This is a genomic window from Sunxiuqinia sp. sy24, from assembly GCF_052677165.1.
Genome location: NZ_JBQYLH010000006.1, coordinates 111,737 through 127,600, shown reverse-complemented (window position 1 = coordinate 127,600; position 15,864 = coordinate 111,737). Strand labels below are relative to the sequence as shown.

Here is a 15,864-nt window from a genome sequence, read left to right as displayed (position 1 = left end):
AGAGGGCTGCAAGTTACAACATAGAATTGAAACAAGTAAAAAATTGATTGCAAAAGAGCTTATATCGGACGTTATTCCCTCATTACGCTTGACTGATGACGGGCAGAAAGCACTGAACTGGATGGATATTTTTCGGATCTCTCATTTGCCGGTTGTGGATAATGGTGAATTCATTGGATTGATATCGGATAAAGTGATTTATGATTTGAATTTGATTGAGAAAAAGATGGACGATTGTCGGGAGCATCTTGCGCCTCCACATGTTCATTCTAATCAGCATATTTACGAAGTGGCTTCTGTTATGTCTGAACTAAAACTGAGTTTGGTACCAGTTCTTGATCTCAAACACAGCTATATGGGAGTGGTTTCGGTGATGGATTTATCACGAAAGTTTGCCAGACTAGTTGCCGTTCATGAGCCCGGTGGCATTATTGTTTTAGAATTGACGCCAATGGACTATTCGCTTTCACAGATTTCGCAGATTGTGGAAGGCAATGATGCTAAGGTTTTGAGTTTATATACTTACAAAGAAGAAGATTCAAAAGAATTGCTGGTCACGTTGAAAATAAATCAGGTTGATCTTTCACCAATTATTCAGACTTTTGTGCGATATGATTATTCAATTCGGGCCGTTTTTATGGATGAGTCGATCCTGAATAACTTGTATGACGACCGGTTTAATCAGTTGATCAAGTATATGAATATTTAGCACACGCAAATCTATGATTATTGCAATTTTTGGAATCAGTACAGACCTTACTTATACTCCCGATTTAGCCAAGTTGTTTACATTGCTTAAAGAGCGAAATGTCAGTACGTATATGTACCGGCCATTTTTCGATTTTGTGCAACAGCGATGTCATATTCGTCCGAAGGTAGCGGGCGTTTTCAATTCGGGAAAAGATTTGCCCGATGATGTGAGTTTCTTAATCAGCATTGGTGGCGATGGTACTTTTTTACAATCGGTTTTGACTCTGAAAAATAAGTCGATTCCGGCTATTGGGTTGAACCTGGGGCGCCTTGGTTTTTTATCGGATATTTCGCGGGAGGATATGCAGGAGGCTATCGACCACATCTTGCAAGGAAACTATGAGATTGAAGAACGCTCTTTGCTGCAGCTGAATGAGCAGGAGCACATATTCGGCGATTTTAATTATGCCTTGAATGAAATTGCGATCACCAAGCTTGACACTTCTTCTATGATTAGTGTTCATACCTATTTGAATGAAGAATACCTCAGTACGTATTGGGCCGATGGACTGGTTATTGCTACACCTACCGGGTCAACGGCATATTCGCTTAGCGTTGGAGGTCCTATTTTAACTCCGGATTCAAAAAGCTTAATTATTACACCCATCGCTCCTCATAATTTGACAGTTCGCCCCATTGTGGTGCCCGATAATATCTCTTTGCGCCTGCAGGTCGAAGGTCGAGGCCATCAGTTTCAGGCCTCGCTCGATTCACGCTCCGAGGCTATCAATTTCCCGGGGGAACTGCACATCCGGAAAGCCGATTTTCATGTGAAAACATTGAAACTTCCCGGGCATGGATTTTTCAGTACCCTCCGCAATAAGTTGATGTGGGGCGCTGACAAGAGAAATTAATCAATTTAGCTTAACAATTTTTAACCTCTATTTGGGTTTTATAATAGGCAGTCGGTAAGATGTTTTCAGAATTATATTACTTTTGTAGCTCTTGAAAGGAGTTATGTTTTAATGTTGTTGTGGAATGCCAGAATATTTTATGTTGCTGTCCTTTTATTAGCAACCTTTCAATGAAAACGATAGTCGATGAAAAGGTTTTTTATAATCGTTTGTATCATCCTTATTTTTAGCTCAGTTTCTGCTCAGGAAACAGCGGATATTGGCATATGGGGTGGCGTTGGCAGTTACTTTGGAGACATGACTCAGATTGATCAGGTAAGTTCTTTGAATCCAAATGTGGGAGCATTCTTTCGTTACAACTTTAATTCGCGGCTGAGTTTACGGACCAGCTTGATGGTGGGAACGATTGGAGCTACCGGATACTATGAGGCAGATCCTTGGGAGTTTGACAAGTTTATGACGGATGTTTCAGTCATGGGCGAATTCAACTTCTTTAGGTACATCATCGGAAGTAAGCGTCATTCAATGACCACATACTTAATGGGCGGCTTGGGAACCAGTTTGTACAATTATACATACGACTGGTTGCAACAGAGACCAACCGACGTGATTCGACTGAGTCCCATGCTGTACTATCTTAATAATGGGCATCTAAGTGCTTTACCTCTTGATATTCGTGCAGAGTTACTCATTAATAAAGAAGAGTCAGTCATTGGCTTGAATGTACCGATTGGCTTTGGTTTTAAATTCAATATAGGAGAGCGCATGGGAGTGGGGGTTGAAGCGATTTTGAGGAAGTATTTCAATGATAAAGTGGATGATTTGGATGATCCTCGCAAATACTTTGTGGTAACTAGTTATGATGATGGTGGTTTGCCGGAAAGTGGCACTTGGCAAAGCTACAACACGTTTCTGCACAACAACGATTTTACTTTTCATTTGGGAATTCATTTAACTTACCGATTTTACAGAGGCGATCAGGAATGCCCGGTGTATGAAAATATTAATTAGACTAAATGATCATTAAAGATAAAATACAAGAAGCCAAACTACCTAAGCACATCGCCATCATAATGGACGGGAATGGGAGATGGGCGACCAAACACGGTAATCAGCGTATTTTTGGGCATGAACATGGCGTTGAGTCTGTTCGTTCGACAGTTGAAGGAGCCGCAGAAATTGGCCTTCAATATTTAACTTTGTATGCGTTTTCAACCGAAAACTGGGGACGACCTCAGGATGAAGTTAATGCGCTGATGGGCTTGTTGGTCCAAGCGATCAATGAGGAGACCGAGAAGTTGAAAGAGCAAAATGTCCGTTTGACCATGATTGGCGATTTCAATAGTTTACCCGAAGAAGTTCAGATGAAATTGAATTGGTCGATCAATGAACTGAAGGATTGTACTGGATTAACACTGGTTTTAGCCTTAAGTTATAGTGCCAAATGGGAAATTACCGAAGCGATCAAAAAGATAGCTGCTGAAGTGGTCGATGGCAGCCTCCAAATAAATGAAATTGATAAAAATCTACTTGATAAATACCTTGCTACAGTTGGAATACCAGATCCAGAATTGCTGATTCGGACCAGCGGTGAAAATCGGGTGAGTAACTTTTTACTCTGGCAAATTGCCTATGCTGAGTTTTATTTTACTCCCACGCTTTGGCCAGATTTCCGTAAAGAAGACCTTTTTGAAGCAATTCGCGATTTTCAAAATCGTGAGAGAAGGTTTGGTAAAACCAGTCAACAATTAGTTAGCTAATTAATTCCAGAAAATGCGTAAACTGAAATTTTTTTTAATTCTACTCCTGTTTAGTGTAAGTGCTCACGCCCAGGTAAATGAAAACACAAACTTTACAATCCGGTATTCTAGTCCCCAAAACTATACAATTGCAGGTATTGATGTACTCGGTATTCGTTATCTCGACTCAGATGTATTAATCCAGATATCGGGCCTTGAGGTTGGCGATGAAGTTACAGTTCCGGGTGATCAGATTACGACGGCGATTAAGAAACTATGGGGACACCAGATGTTTTCGGATGTGAAAATCGAAGCTAGTAAAGTAGAGGGTGATAAAATCTGGTTGGCAATCCACTTGCAGGAACGCCCCAAACTAGCCGATGTTAATTTTTATGGCGTTTCGAAAGGAGAAAAGGATGATATTACCGAGAAGGTTTTATTGCTGAAAGGCAGTCAGGTAACCGATAATCAACTGAATAATGCCGAGCGGATCATTAAAGATATTTTTCTTGAAAAAGGATTCCTCAATACCGAAGTGAATATTGTTCAGCGTGATGACACTGCATCAGTTAATAGTGTTATCCTGGATATTAATGTCGATAAAAAGGAAAAGGTAAAAATTGATGAAATTGTATTTCATGGTGTCGATCAGGTGAAGACAAAAGTGCTGACCCGGGCCATGAAAAAAACCAATGCAAAAAAGCTTAAGAACTTCTTTTTGACCAAAAAATTCAACGAAGAGAAGTACGAGGAGGACAAGCAAAATGTTGTCGGTAAGTACAATGAAAAAGGTTTCAGAGATGCCATTATTGTAAAAGACAGTATTACCAAACTGGAGGACGACTTGATTAAATTGGATATTTGGGTTGAAGAAGGGAACAAGTATTACTTTGGCGATGTTAACTGGGTTGGAAATACTATCTATCCAGGCGATTACCTGGATGCTTACCTTGGAATTAAAAAGGGTGAAGTTTTTGATCAGAAATTGTTGAATAAACGCTTGACGGAAGACGATGATGCTGTAGGCAACCTATACCTCGACAACGGCTACTTGTTCTTTAACCTTGATCCGGTAGAAGCTCGTGTTGATCAAGACTCCATTGATTTGGAAATGCGTATCTATGAAGGCGATCAGGCGACCATCAATAAAGTACTCATAGAAGGAAACACTAAAACACACGAGCATGTTGCCCGTCGTGAGATTCGTACGATCCCTGGAGATTTATTCAGCAAATCAAAAATTATCCGTTCGGTGCGTGAGCTTTCTCAATTGGGGCACTTCGATCCGGAAGCGATTAACCCCAATGTGATTCCGCATCCTGAAGATGGAACCGTAGATATTAAATACGAATTGCAAGAGAAGGCCAATGACCAAATTGAACTTTCCGGAGGTTGGGGTGCGAATATGTTTGTCGGAACGGTTGGTTTGAAATTTTCCAATTTCTCGGTAAGAAATATTCCGAATAAAGAAGCTTGGCGTCCATTACCAACGGGTGACGGTCAAACCTTGAGTATTCGTGCGCAAACCAGCGGTAAGTTTTACCAATCCTACAGTGTCTCATTTATTGAGCCTTGGTTGGGGGGTAAAAAGCCAAACTCATTCTCCATTTCGTTTTCGCACTCACGCGTGAACTACTCGGCTAATAACTACTATAACAGCTCATACAGCCCTTACGGTTCGGGTTATGGTGGTGGTTACGGTGGCTATGGAGGAGGTTATGGCGGCTACGGTGGCTACTCGCCCTATGGCTACTCACCTTATGGTTACGGTGGTTACGGTAGCTATGACCCCGGTGATTATTATACCTATAATGATGAGGAAAGCTCAGATGATGATCAAGTGCAGGTGACTACTTCATTTGCATTAGGATATGGTTACCGTTTGTCGTGGCCCGATGACTTCTTTACGGTTTATCATGAGTTGTCGCTGGAGCACTATAAACTTCAAAACATGTCAGGTTACTATTACTTCCTGAGTGATGATGACGGATCAGGCGGTGGTGGTTTTAACAACCTGAGTTTCAAAACTGCTTTTGGCCGTAACTCGGTTGATAATCCGCTGTATTCAAGAAGTGGAGCCGATTTCTCTTTAACGGTTCAGTTGACACCTCCATTCTCGATGTTTAACGATGTGGACTACAGTAATCCGGACTTAACCAGTGAAGAACGTTACAAGTGGATTGAATATCACAAGTGGAATATGAAAGGTGCTTGGTTTACGCCGCTTTCACGCGACAGAGACCTGGTATTGCATACCAAATTTGAATATGGATTCTTAGGATATTACGACAAGAACCGACGTTCTCCATTCGAACGCTTCCGCGTTGGTGGATCAGGAATGTCAGGGTATAACTTTTACGGAGCCGATATTATCTCCTTGCGTGGTTACAAAGATTACAGTTTGAGTCCAACAACTGGTTCAAACATGTATAACAAACTGACCATGGAAATGCGTTACCCAATTACGTTGAAACCATCAGCTACCATTTATGTCCTCGGATTTATGGAAGCCGGTAATGCCTGGATGGACTTTGAAAATTACAACCCTTTCGATTTGAAACGTTCGGCAGGTGCCGGTGTACGGATCTTCCTTCCCATGTTTGGTTTGATGGGGATCGATTGGGGGTATGGATTTGATGCGGTGAATGGTGATTCCTCTGTTGGTGGAAGTCAGTTTCACTTTGTTATTGGTCAGCAGTTCTGATCGTTATGAGCTTGGCTCGGTATTTGTTTAATGTGGAAATAGTATGAATTTAAATTGAATTGCCATGAAGAAGAAAGTATTATTATTTGTTTTTCTGATTGTTTTTGGAACAGTTGCAATGGCCCAGAAATATGCCTACATCGATACCGAATATGTTTTAGAAAATATTCCTGCTTATACTGCGGCTCAGGAACAATTGGATCAAATTTCAAAACAATTCCAGAAAGAACTGGAAACCATGCATGCTGAAATTGAGCAGATGTATCAGGATTTTCAGGCTGAAGCAGTCTTGCTTTCTGAGGATATGAAGCGGAAGCGTGAAGATGTTATTATTAGCAAGGAAAAAGATTATAAAGAATTGCAGCGCAAGTATTTTGGACGCGATGGAGACTTGTTTAAAAAACGGCAAGGCTTGATCAAACCCATCCAGGATGATGTTTTTAATGCCGTTCAGGAATTGGCTGCCGATGGAGCTTATGCCGTAATTTTTGATAAGGCCGGGAGCCTCACCATGCTGTATACAAACCCTAAATATGACCTAAGTGACCAGGTCCTTGAAAAACTTGGTTATAAAAATTAATAAACTATATTTGTCAACAAAATTTTAAAATCCGAAAACGATCATGAAAAGAATTTTCAAAATTTGTCTAATAGCTGTCTTATTCCTTTCAGCTGGAATGGTAAACGCGCAAACATTAAAATTTGCACATATTGATTCACAGGCGCTGATTCAAGCCATGCCTGAAACGAAAACAGCACAGGCTTCAATCGAAAGAGAAGCCAAAGGTTTGGAAGATCAGATGGACGCGTTACAACAAGAATATCAAACAAAATTGGCTGATTTATCCGATAAGCAAGATTCATTGACCGAGATTGTCTATCAATCAAAAGTGGAAGATTTGCAAGGTCTTCAGCAGCGTATTCAAAACTTCAACTCTTCGGCACAACAACGCATACAACAAAAGCAAGGAGAGTTGATGCAGCCTATCTTTGCTAAGGCGAATGAGATGATTGAAACGGTAGCTAAAGAGCAAGGGGTAATCTACGTTTTTGACGCTAACGCTGTTTTGTACAAGTCAACTCAGAGTGTTGACTTATTACCTTTGGTAAAAGCTAAATTGGGAATCCAATAAGATACAATAAATAGTATGTCAAAAGCCATCCGGTAGTCACCGGATGGCTTTTTTGTTTATTTTTGTTTTCAAAGCAATTTCATGACAAGCAACTATCATCCCATTGGTGTTTTCGATTCAGGCTACGGAGGTCTGACGGTTTTAAAGGAGTTCGTCAATCAGTTGCCCGAATACGATTTTGTGTATTTGGGTGACAATGCCCGGACGCCATACGGCACCCGCTCGTTTGATGTGGTATATGAATATACGCTGGAGGCGGTTAAGCGTCTTTTCGATGAAGGATGTCACTTGGTTGTTTTGGCTTGCAATACAGCTTCGGCCAAAGCGCTTCGAAGTATTCAGCAGCGCGATTTGCCGTTAATTGCTCCGCATAAGCGGGTGTTGGGAGTTATTCGCCCGAGTGTGGAAGAAGTGGCTGGAATTTCGAAAAATGGGCATGTTGGTGTGCTCGCTACCTCCGGCACTGTGGCGTCGGACTCGTATCCGATTGAACTTGAAAAATGGTCTGGCGGCCGGGTTAGGCAAACCACGCAGGAAGCATGCCCCATGTGGGTGCCGATTGTTGAAAACAATGTGATGAATACGCCTGGAGCTGATTATTTTATCCAACAGAATTTAGAGGCATTGTTTCAGAAAGATCCTTTAATTGATAGCTTGATCCTTGGTTGCACGCATTATCCCTTACTGATTGACAGCATTCGTAAGTTTATTCCGCAGGAAGGTGTGCGAGTGATTGAGCAAGGTAAAATTGTGACTCAAAAACTTCAAAATTACTTGCTGCGTCATCCGGAAATAGATGAAAACTGCTCGAAGACTTCGACTCGGAAGTTCCTGACGACTGAAGGGGTTCATTTCTTTGAAGCCCTGGCAGCTCAGTTTTTAGGCTATCCCATCAAGGCTACGAAAATAGAATTGTAATTCGGAGGAGAAGCTTCTTTCTCCTTAATCTTTCTTCTTCAATAAGAATTTCAGATTTTGGTCCGGTCCTGAGATCAGGTCGGCAATGATACGCGTTTTAGGAAATTGTTCTAAGATAATCCGCAGGAAGACGGTGATGGGAATGGACATGATCAAACCCGGAACGCCCCATATAAAGCCCCAGAGCATCAGCATAACCAAAATGGTAATCACATTAATTGAAAAAGTTTTTCCCATGAATATGGGCTCCAAAATACCACCCATAAGCACCTGAACGAAGGTAATGGTGAGAATGAAAAAAAAGAGGGTACTGGTTGGATCGAGTTCGATGAAGGCGAAAACCGAGAGAAGAACCACCGAAATGACGGAGCCAATCATTTGAACAAAATTGATGAGAAAAGCCAGCAAGCCCCAGAAAATTGGATAACTCACATCAAAAAAGACGCAGGCCAGGCTAAAACCGACTCCGGTCATCAGACTGATAATGAATTTTACGACAACAAACTTGATGATGTCTTTCTCGATTTTCATGAATATTTTGACCGAGGAGTATTGTTGTTTGAAAATGGCATCATTTAGTAGCTTCTGGAAATTGATGGAGCCCGAAAGTAGCAGGATGGTGAAAAACAGCGTCATCAGGGTCATCGAAAGCGTGTTGCTGATGAAATCGAACGTAGACCCGAAATTTTCGAGGTTGCTGGTGTTTTTGAAATAATGCTCTAGTATATTTTCTCCCTGTCTTCGTTTAAAACCAAAAAAATGTTCAACGGACACAATCAAACCAGTTAATTTTGTTTCAGCCTTTTCCAGAAAGTGGCTGTCGGTAGTCATGATTTCATTGCTCGACAATTGGATCAATTCACCACCAGCCTTTAACCCCCCAATAATTATCAGAATAACCAACAGGATGCTGATTGGATTAGGTACTCTTTTTTTGTTCAGCCATCGCATCAAGGGCAAAAATAGAAGGGCAGTAAACATGGATGCAATCAGCGGAATGAAAATGAAGTCCAGAATTTTCAGTAAATAAAAAAACAGTGGAATGGCAATCGCCAATAAAAGCTTGTTGGTTGTTCGTATATCTTTGAGGTTCATTTTTATGGAATCATCATTTAAATGTTATCCATAACAAGAATTCAGGCTTAAAGTTTCATTAGTGGTTTTGTGAAACCTGAAGCCTGAAAACGTGCAAGGATGATCGGTTCTTTTCTGAAGCTATTGAATTATTAATTGATCATTTCGTAATGAATTCCGGCATCGGGTCCCAAGGGCAAGCCAAAGAACAGCCAGGCAACCAGCAATACGATCCAGAATAACAGGAAGACGATGGAGTAGGGCAGCATGGTAGCAATAATGGTGCCGATACCTGCCTTGGCATCATACTTCTGAACAAAGGCGATAATGAGAGCGAAAAAGCTCATCATGGGTGAAATGATGTTGGTTACACTATCACCAATTCGGTAAACAACTTGCGACAATTCGGGTGAATAGCCCATAATCATGAACATGGGGATAAAAATGGGGGCCAGGATAGCCCATTTGGCCGAGGCGCTTCCCATCAGCATGTTGATGGAGGCTGACAGCAGAATGAACAGAATCATGAGCGGAATGAGTCCAATATCGGCCGACATGAGTAGCTCAGCGCCTTTTACCGCCAGAATCATGCCCAGGTTGCTCCACTTGAAGTAAGCTACAAACTGGGCGGCAAAAAATACCAGCACCAGGTAGGTTGCCAGTGTTTTCATGCTTTCAGCCATCCCGTTCATTACATCGGCATCGTTGTTAAAGACTTTGGTCGCAAATCCGTAAGCCAGACCTGTTGCTCCTGCTGTTACGAAAAGCATGGCTACAACGCCCTCAATGAGTGGAGAGTTGAGGAATCCTCCGTCGGTTCCTCTGAAAAAGCCATCAGCCGGAATAAGCCCGATAAGCGCAACCGCTGTGATGGACAGAAAAACAACCAAGGCCCAAAGCAATCCTTTTTTTTCTATTTTTGATAGTCTGTCAAAGGATTGATCGCTATGTGCTTTGCTGTTTTTGTATGGGCCTAAGCGAGGTTCTACTATCTTTTCAGTGACCAAGGTACCTGCCAGCGCAATAATAAAGGTTGAAGCCACCATGAAATAGTAGTTGGCCGTTGCATTAACCATGTAATTGGGGTCGAGAATATGGGCAGCTTCCTGCGATAAGCCTGCCAATAGCGGGTCGATAGTTCCTAGTGCCAGGTTGGCACTGAAACCTCCGGATACTCCGGCAAATGCTGCAGCCATGCCGGCAATAGGATGTCGTCCTACAGCCACAAAAATAACCCCGGCCATAGGAATTAGCAGAACATAGCCTACATCGGAAGCGATGTTGGAGAGAATGCCCGAAAATACAAGTACGAAGGTGAGCAGGTGTTTTGGCGAATTGAGCACCAGCATACGAATGATGGCAGAAACTAGGCCGCTTTGTTCGGCAATGCCAATTCCAAGCATGGCAACCAAAACGATTCCCAAAGGCGCAAATCCGGTGAAATTATTAACCATTTCAAGTAAAATCCGGTGAATGCCTTCTGCGGATAATAGATTGACGGGGCGGATGATTTCCTGGGTACCCGGGTGAATCACTTCCCAGGCCATAAAATGACCAACGGCTGAAAATATCAAGGCAAACAGGGCAAACAAGGCAAACAGCGTTGCCGGGTGTGGCAAGGCATTTCCTGCCCGCTCGGTCCAGTTCAACATCTTCTGAAAAAATCCGACTTTGGTTTTTGCGTTATTCATAGGTGTCTGTGCTTGAAAAGTTACGTAAACAAATACTGGAATGATTTTAATAAATCAAACGGTTAATAATGGGTGTCGGCTTTATGGATATAATGCTTGCCGCCCTTGGATCTTGATTTTTTTAGGGGATTGGAACGATAGATGAATAATGGCTAGCCATTATTCATCTATCGCTTATGAGTTTTACCAGAGCTTTTCAGGATAAGCTCCCTTTTCTGTTAGTTGTTTGACCTGTTCAACGACATAGTCTTTGTCTTCCGGGTAGGTGACTCCAAACCATGGAGAATCGGCATGCAGTACTTCTGCTTTTACTTCACCAGATTGAATGAGTTCAAACACGACGCTGGGAATGTAAAATTCTGATTTTGGAAGGTGCATCTTCTCATCCAGAAAAGCCTTGAACTGAGCTTCAATATGTTGAAACAGGCTGGGGTGAAATCCCCAGAAGTTCATTGATGCAGGAGTGTTATCTTCTACCGGAACGATGTTGCCGTCGTCATCTGTAAAGGTGATTTTCTCGCCTGTCCGGGCTATTTGGTGGCGTTCGGTAATCTCAACCAGTTTATTATCCGAGTCAATTTTGCAAATTCCTCTGGAAACTGTTCCAAATTCAGACAAGGTATTTTTTAGCTGGTAACCCACCATGCTGTAGTTGTTCTCGGCAACCTGATCCCTTAGGAAGTCAGCGGCAACTTGGAATGATTCCTGTCCGTAGAAATCATCCGCGTTGATGGCGGCAAATGGCTCTTGAATAACATCTTTGGCCATTAAAATGGCGTGTCCTGTTCCCCAGGGTTTTTCACGTCCTTCGGGTAAAGAATAACCTTCAGGAAGTTTGTCCAGCTCCTGATAGACGTATTCAACCGCGATTTTATCGCTTAATTTACTTTCAAAGCGGCTTTTAAATTCCTCTGCAAAACTATCGCGGATGACAAAAACAACTTTCCCAAAACCGGCTCGGATGGCATCAAAAATTGAATATTCCAAAATGGTTTCTCCGTTGGGGCCAATGGGCTCAATCTGCTTTAATCCGCCATAGCGGCTCCCCATGCCTGCAGCTAAAATTAGTAGTGTAGGTTTTTTACTCATAATTATTTGTTAATCGTCTGTGTGTTGAAACTGCAAAAAGATCAGTTTCAGTTATCTTTTTTTATCGTTGATTTCGGGTGAAAATGAAATTACTTTCATAATCAGGTATGTTTTAGTGATTTAGAAAGAGATTCCCAGATCACACGAAATCGGTAATTAATTTTGAGCCTGAAAGATAGAAAGAATATCTCATTCTAAAGAAATGCTTGACTCAGCTTAAAGCTAAAAAAGATGAATGGATCGTACTATTCTTTATACCATCCGGCATACATGCTGTAAGCGTTGGCAATCCGGTGGATTTCTCCTTCCAGTAAGTCTTTTCCAAGCGATTTTACTTTTTTGGCTGGTATTCCGGCATATACGCTGCCCGATTCGACCCGGGTTCCTTTGGTAACCACCGATCCGGCAGCAATAATGGTGTTGCTTTCAATAATCGCATCGTCCAGAACCACAGCGTTCATTCCGATCATAACGTGGTCTTTGATGGTACACCCGTGAACAATGGCTCCGTGAGCAATAATGACATTGTCGCCAATGTTGGTGGGTGATTTTTGATAGGTGGCATGAATTACCGCGCAATCCTGAACATTGGTATTGTTGCCTATTTTGATTGAGTGGACATCGCCCCGGATGACCGCACTATACCAGATACTGCTGTCGTTACCAATCTCTACATCGCCTATGATGGTTGCATTCTCAGCCAGGAAACAATTCTGACCTATGATGGGGGTTTTTCCTTGAAGCGTTTTTATTAAAGCCATTATCAAAATTCATTTAAAATTGATAGCAAAGATATTAAAAGCAATAAATAATTAAATGGTTCATATTTCATTTAGCAATTATTAATTATTAATTATTTTTGCTCAACAACGATAGCGAAAGGGGTTATTCAAAATGGTTCCAAAGTTATAATTCGTTATTTTAGCGGTCGTTTTTTTGTTTTTGTAAAGAAAAATCCAGCTATTTAAAATAATTGTCAAATGAAAGACACAAAAGTTATTGAGTTAGAAGAAGTGAGCATTCGCTTTTCCGGAGATTCGGGCGATGGGATGCAACTTACGGGTACTTTGTTCTCCGATGCTACGGCATTGTTTGGGAACGATATTTCAACTTTTCCAGATTATCCATCTGAAATCAGGGCGCCACAAGGAACAGTTGGCGGAGTATCTGGATTTCAGGTGCAGTTTGGACACAAGGAGGTGAATACGCCCGGTGATGACGCACATGTACTGATTGCGATGAACCCTGCCGCGGTAAAAGCTAACGCTCGTTTTATACGCCCCGGAGGAACCATTATTTATGATGCGGATTCTTTTTCTCAGAAAAATTTAGATAAGGCCAAGTTTTCAACCGATGATCCTTTTGCAGAGTTGAACTTGGAGGACTATGTGAAGATTCCAGTTCCAATTACCAGCCTGACGCGTGAATGCCTGAAGGATTTCGGAATGGACAACAAATCGGTACTTCGAAGTAAAAATATGTTTGCCCTTGGATTCATTTGTTGGATGTTTGGCAGACCCATGGACTACATTGAAAACTTCATCACCACAAAATTTGCTAAAAAGCCAGTAGTGGTTGAGTCAAACCTGAAGGTACTTCACAGTGGTTATAACTACGGCATGAACATGCAGCACATGACCCCTCGCTACATGGTGGATGCTGCTGCTATTGAAAAAGGCACTTACCGTAATATTAACGGTAATCAGGCTACGGCCTGGGGATTCTTAGCTGCTGCTGAAAAGGCCGGCTTAGAGCTTTTTCTGGGCTCGTATCCCATTACTCCTGCCACTGATGTATTGACCGCTTTAGCTTCACGCCGCGATTTAGGAGTGAAATCTTTTCAGGCCGAAGATGAGATTGCCGGAATTTGTACGGCTATTGGTGCAGCATTTGCCGGCGACCTGGCAGTGACCAGTACTTCTGGCCCCGGATTGGCCTTGAAGTCAGAAGCCCTGGGATTGGCAGTAATGGCTGAATTGCCATTAGTGGTAGTCAACGTACAGCGCGGTGGCCCATCAACAGGATTGCCTACCAAAACGGAACAATCTGATTTATTGCAAACATTATACGGACGTAATGGTGAAAGCCCGGTGGTTGTCATCGCGGCCAGCACTCCGTCCGACTGTTTTTACTATGCTTACCTTTCTTGCAAGATTGCCTTGGAACGAATGGTTCCAGTGGTATTGCTGACTGATGGTTTCCTTGGAAACGGAAGCGAGCCTTGGCGTGTTCCTGCGATGAGTGAGCTCCCCGAAATCACACCGCGTATTGCCAAAGATAATAGTATGTTTAAGGCTTACAGACGTGATCCCGAAACCCTGGCTCGAGAATGGGCATATCCAGGAATGGAAGGGTTTCAACATCGTATTGGAGGATTGGAAAAGAACGAGGAAGGTACGGTAAACCATGATCCGGAGAATCACCAGAAAAATTGTGAGATTCGTGAGGCGAAAGTACAGAAGGTGGTTGACATGCTTCCCGATTTGGAAGTGTTTGGCGAAGAAGCTGGAGGTGACGTACTGGTTGTTAGCTGGGGCGGAACCTACGGTCATACCGTGAGTGCCGTGCGCGAAATGCGCAAAGATGGCAAAAATGTGAGCCTGGCTCATTTTAATTTTATTAAACCGCTGCCAGCTAATACTCGCGAGGTATTTAGCAAATTTAAAAAGATCATTGTGTGTGAGTTGAATCTTGGACAATTTGTGGCATACTTGAGAGATCAGGTGCCCGGGTTCGAGTACCACCAGGTCAATAAATTGAAAGGCCTGCCATTTACGGTTACCGAACTGAAAGAAAACGTCGAAAAATTACTGGAGGACTAAGACATGACAGAATTAAATTATACTATTAAAGACTTTAAGAGCGAAAACGAAGTACGTTGGTGTCCTGGTTGTGGTGACTATGCCATTATGAATGCGGTTCAGAGAACCATGGCCGATATGAATGTGCCGCAAGAACAATTTGCGGTGATATCCGGAATTGGTTGTTCTTCACGTTTCCCATACTATATGAGTACGTTTGGTTTTCACTCGATTCACGGTCGGGCAACTGCCATTGCTTCAGGTGTTAAGTGTGCCAATCCTGATCTGAATGTGTGGGTGATGACTGGTGATGGTGATTCGATGGCTATCGGAGGAAACCACTTTATACATTTGGTTCGTCGTAATATTGATTTGAATGTGATTCTTTTCAATAATAAGATTTATGGATTGACTAAAGGGCAATATTCGCCAACAACTGATCGTGGTTTTGTAACGAAAACATCTCCGTTTGGAACCATCGAAGATTCATTTGTTCCCGGACAGTTGGTATTGGGATCAGGTGGAACGTTCTTTGCCCGTGCGGTAGATTCAAATGTGAAACACAACCAGCAGGTATTTGCCGAAGCCGCCAAGCATAAAGGGACCTCTATTGTTGAAGTGCTTCAAAATTGTGTGATCTTTAATGACGGAATTCATGAGCAAATTGCCGATCCTAAACACAGAGCCGAGCGGCAGTTGTTTTTGGAGCATGGTAAACCCATGATCTTTGGTAAGGAAAATGAAAAAGGATTGATGCTTGAGTGTGGCCGTCTGAAAGTTGTTACTATCGGAGAAAATGGCGTAACAGAGGATGACATCCTGATTCATGATGCTAAACAAGTAGATTTGTCGATTCATATGCAGCTTATTCAAATGAGCTTGCCCGAGTTCCCGATTGCGATGGGAGTTATTCGGGCGGTTGAAACACTGGTGTATGATCAGGAATTAGTGAAGCAGGTTGAAACGGTTTCAGCTACGCGCAAAGTCAACTCGATGGATGAGTTGTTACGCTCCGGTAATACCTGGGAGGTAGATGAGCCTACTAGTAGTGAGCCGGTTCCGTTCTTTAAGAAAAAATGTCCGATCATCTAGCTCTGGGAAACCAAAGCCT

At 42.4% G+C, this 15,864-nt stretch carries 14 protein-coding genes; 10 read left to right on the top strand and 4 right to left on the bottom strand.

The window, feature by feature from the left end; all coding sequences use genetic code 11:
• Window positions 1-43: 43 nt before the first annotated feature.
• The 8 genes from ACUNWA_RS07380 (at window position 44) to murI (ending at window position 8,098) form a co-directional block, all read left to right on the top strand.
• Window positions 44-709: a CBS domain-containing protein gene (locus tag ACUNWA_RS07380; RefSeq protein ID WP_445591251.1), complete on the top strand. Its 666-nt coding sequence runs from the start codon at window positions 44-46 to the stop codon at window positions 707-709.
• Between the two features lie 13 nt (window positions 710-722).
• Window positions 723-1,604, top strand: coding sequence for an NAD kinase (locus ACUNWA_RS07375; RefSeq protein WP_445591250.1), 882 nt, complete (start codon window positions 723-725; stop codon window positions 1,602-1,604).
• Between the two features lie 186 nt (window positions 1,605-1,790).
• Complete coding sequence (locus tag ACUNWA_RS07370) at window positions 1,791-2,615, top strand: DUF6089 family protein (protein ID WP_445591249.1); 825 nt, start codon at window positions 1,791-1,793, stop codon at window positions 2,613-2,615.
• A 5-nt stretch (window positions 2,616-2,620) separates the two neighbouring features.
• Entirely contained in the window at window positions 2,621-3,364 is a 744-nt protein-coding gene (locus tag ACUNWA_RS07365; protein ID WP_445591248.1) for an isoprenyl transferase, read from the top strand.
• Between the two features lie 13 nt (window positions 3,365-3,377).
• Complete coding sequence (bamA, locus tag ACUNWA_RS07360; RefSeq protein ID WP_445591247.1) at window positions 3,378-6,047, top strand: outer membrane protein assembly factor BamA; 2,670 nt, start codon at window positions 3,378-3,380, stop codon at window positions 6,045-6,047.
• Window positions 6,048-6,111: 64 nt separating this feature from the next.
• Window positions 6,112-6,627, top strand: coding sequence for an OmpH family outer membrane protein (locus ACUNWA_RS07355; protein WP_445591246.1), 516 nt, complete (start codon window positions 6,112-6,114; stop codon window positions 6,625-6,627).
• A gap of 43 nt (window positions 6,628-6,670) precedes the next feature.
• Complete coding sequence (locus ACUNWA_RS07350) at window positions 6,671-7,180, top strand: OmpH family outer membrane protein (protein WP_445591245.1); 510 nt, start codon at window positions 6,671-6,673, stop codon at window positions 7,178-7,180.
• Between the two features lie 81 nt (window positions 7,181-7,261).
• Window positions 7,262-8,098, top strand: coding sequence for a glutamate racemase (murI, locus tag ACUNWA_RS07345; RefSeq protein WP_445591244.1), 837 nt, complete (start codon window positions 7,262-7,264; stop codon window positions 8,096-8,098).
• Between the two features lie 24 nt (window positions 8,099-8,122).
• Here the strand turns inward: murI and ACUNWA_RS07340 are convergent, their stop codons facing one another.
• The 4 genes from ACUNWA_RS07340 to ACUNWA_RS07325 all read right to left on the bottom strand — a co-directional run bounded on the left by ACUNWA_RS07340 (window position 8,123) and on the right by ACUNWA_RS07325 (window position 12,713).
• Window positions 8,123-9,193, bottom strand: coding sequence for an AI-2E family transporter (locus tag ACUNWA_RS07340; protein WP_445591243.1), 1,071 nt, complete (start codon window positions 9,191-9,193; stop codon window positions 8,123-8,125).
• A 131-nt stretch (window positions 9,194-9,324) separates the two neighbouring features.
• Window positions 9,325-10,863 carry an AbgT family transporter gene (locus ACUNWA_RS07335; RefSeq protein ID WP_445591242.1) on the bottom strand — a complete coding sequence of 513 codons (1,539 nt, stop codon included), beginning with the start codon at window positions 10,861-10,863 and terminating at the stop codon, window positions 9,325-9,327.
• Window positions 10,864-11,046: 183 nt separating this feature from the next.
• On the bottom strand, window positions 11,047-11,952 hold the full coding sequence (locus ACUNWA_RS07330) for a nucleotidyltransferase family protein (protein ID WP_445591241.1): 906 nt from the start codon (window positions 11,950-11,952) through the stop codon (window positions 11,047-11,049).
• 245 nt (window positions 11,953-12,197) lie between these two features.
• The gene (locus ACUNWA_RS07325; protein ID WP_445591240.1) at window positions 12,198-12,713 is read right to left on the bottom strand and encodes a gamma carbonic anhydrase family protein; all 516 of its coding nucleotides are present in this window, start codon (window positions 12,711-12,713) and stop codon (window positions 12,198-12,200) included.
• A 219-nt stretch (window positions 12,714-12,932) separates the two neighbouring features.
• On the opposite strand from ACUNWA_RS07325, the gene ACUNWA_RS07320 reads away from it, so the two are divergent.
• Entirely contained in the window at window positions 12,933-14,774 is a 1,842-nt protein-coding gene (locus tag ACUNWA_RS07320) for a 2-oxoacid:acceptor oxidoreductase subunit alpha (protein ID WP_445591239.1), read from the top strand.
• Window positions 14,775-14,777: 3 nt separating this feature from the next.
• Window positions 14,778-15,845, top strand: a complete 1,068-nt coding sequence (locus ACUNWA_RS07315; RefSeq protein ID WP_445591238.1) for a 2-oxoacid:ferredoxin oxidoreductase subunit beta — start codon at window positions 14,778-14,780, stop codon at window positions 15,843-15,845.
• Window positions 15,846-15,864: the final 19 nt, after the last annotated feature.

Coding starts and splice junctions, on each gene's coding strand:
- ACUNWA_RS07370 (WP_445591249.1), top strand. CDS start 1,791: ATGAAAAGGTTTTTTATAATCGTTTGTATCATCCTTATTTTTAGCTCA.
- ACUNWA_RS07355 (WP_445591246.1), top strand. CDS start 6,112: ATGAAGAAGAAAGTATTATTATTTGTTTTTCTGATTGTTTTTGGAACA.
- ACUNWA_RS07330 (WP_445591241.1), bottom strand. CDS start 11,952: ATGAGTAAAAAACCTACACTACTAATTTTAGCTGCAGGCATGGGGAGC.
- ACUNWA_RS07365 (WP_445591248.1), top strand. CDS start 2,621: ATGATCATTAAAGATAAAATACAAGAAGCCAAACTACCTAAGCACATC.
- ACUNWA_RS07340 (WP_445591243.1), bottom strand. CDS start 9,193: ATGAACCTCAAAGATATACGAACAACCAACAAGCTTTTATTGGCGATT.
- ACUNWA_RS07375 (WP_445591250.1), top strand. CDS start 723: ATGATTATTGCAATTTTTGGAATCAGTACAGACCTTACTTATACTCCC.
- murI (WP_445591244.1), top strand. CDS start 7,262: ATGACAAGCAACTATCATCCCATTGGTGTTTTCGATTCAGGCTACGGA.
- ACUNWA_RS07325 (WP_445591240.1), bottom strand. CDS start 12,713: ATGGCTTTAATAAAAACGCTTCAAGGAAAAACCCCCATCATAGGTCAG.
- ACUNWA_RS07335 (WP_445591242.1), bottom strand. CDS start 10,863: ATGAATAACGCAAAAACCAAAGTCGGATTTTTTCAGAAGATGTTGAAC.
- ACUNWA_RS07315 (WP_445591238.1), top strand. CDS start 14,778: ATGACAGAATTAAATTATACTATTAAAGACTTTAAGAGCGAAAACGAA.
- ACUNWA_RS07320 (WP_445591239.1), top strand. CDS start 12,933: ATGAAAGACACAAAAGTTATTGAGTTAGAAGAAGTGAGCATTCGCTTT.
- ACUNWA_RS07350 (WP_445591245.1), top strand. CDS start 6,671: ATGAAAAGAATTTTCAAAATTTGTCTAATAGCTGTCTTATTCCTTTCA.
- bamA (WP_445591247.1), top strand. CDS start 3,378: ATGCGTAAACTGAAATTTTTTTTAATTCTACTCCTGTTTAGTGTAAGT.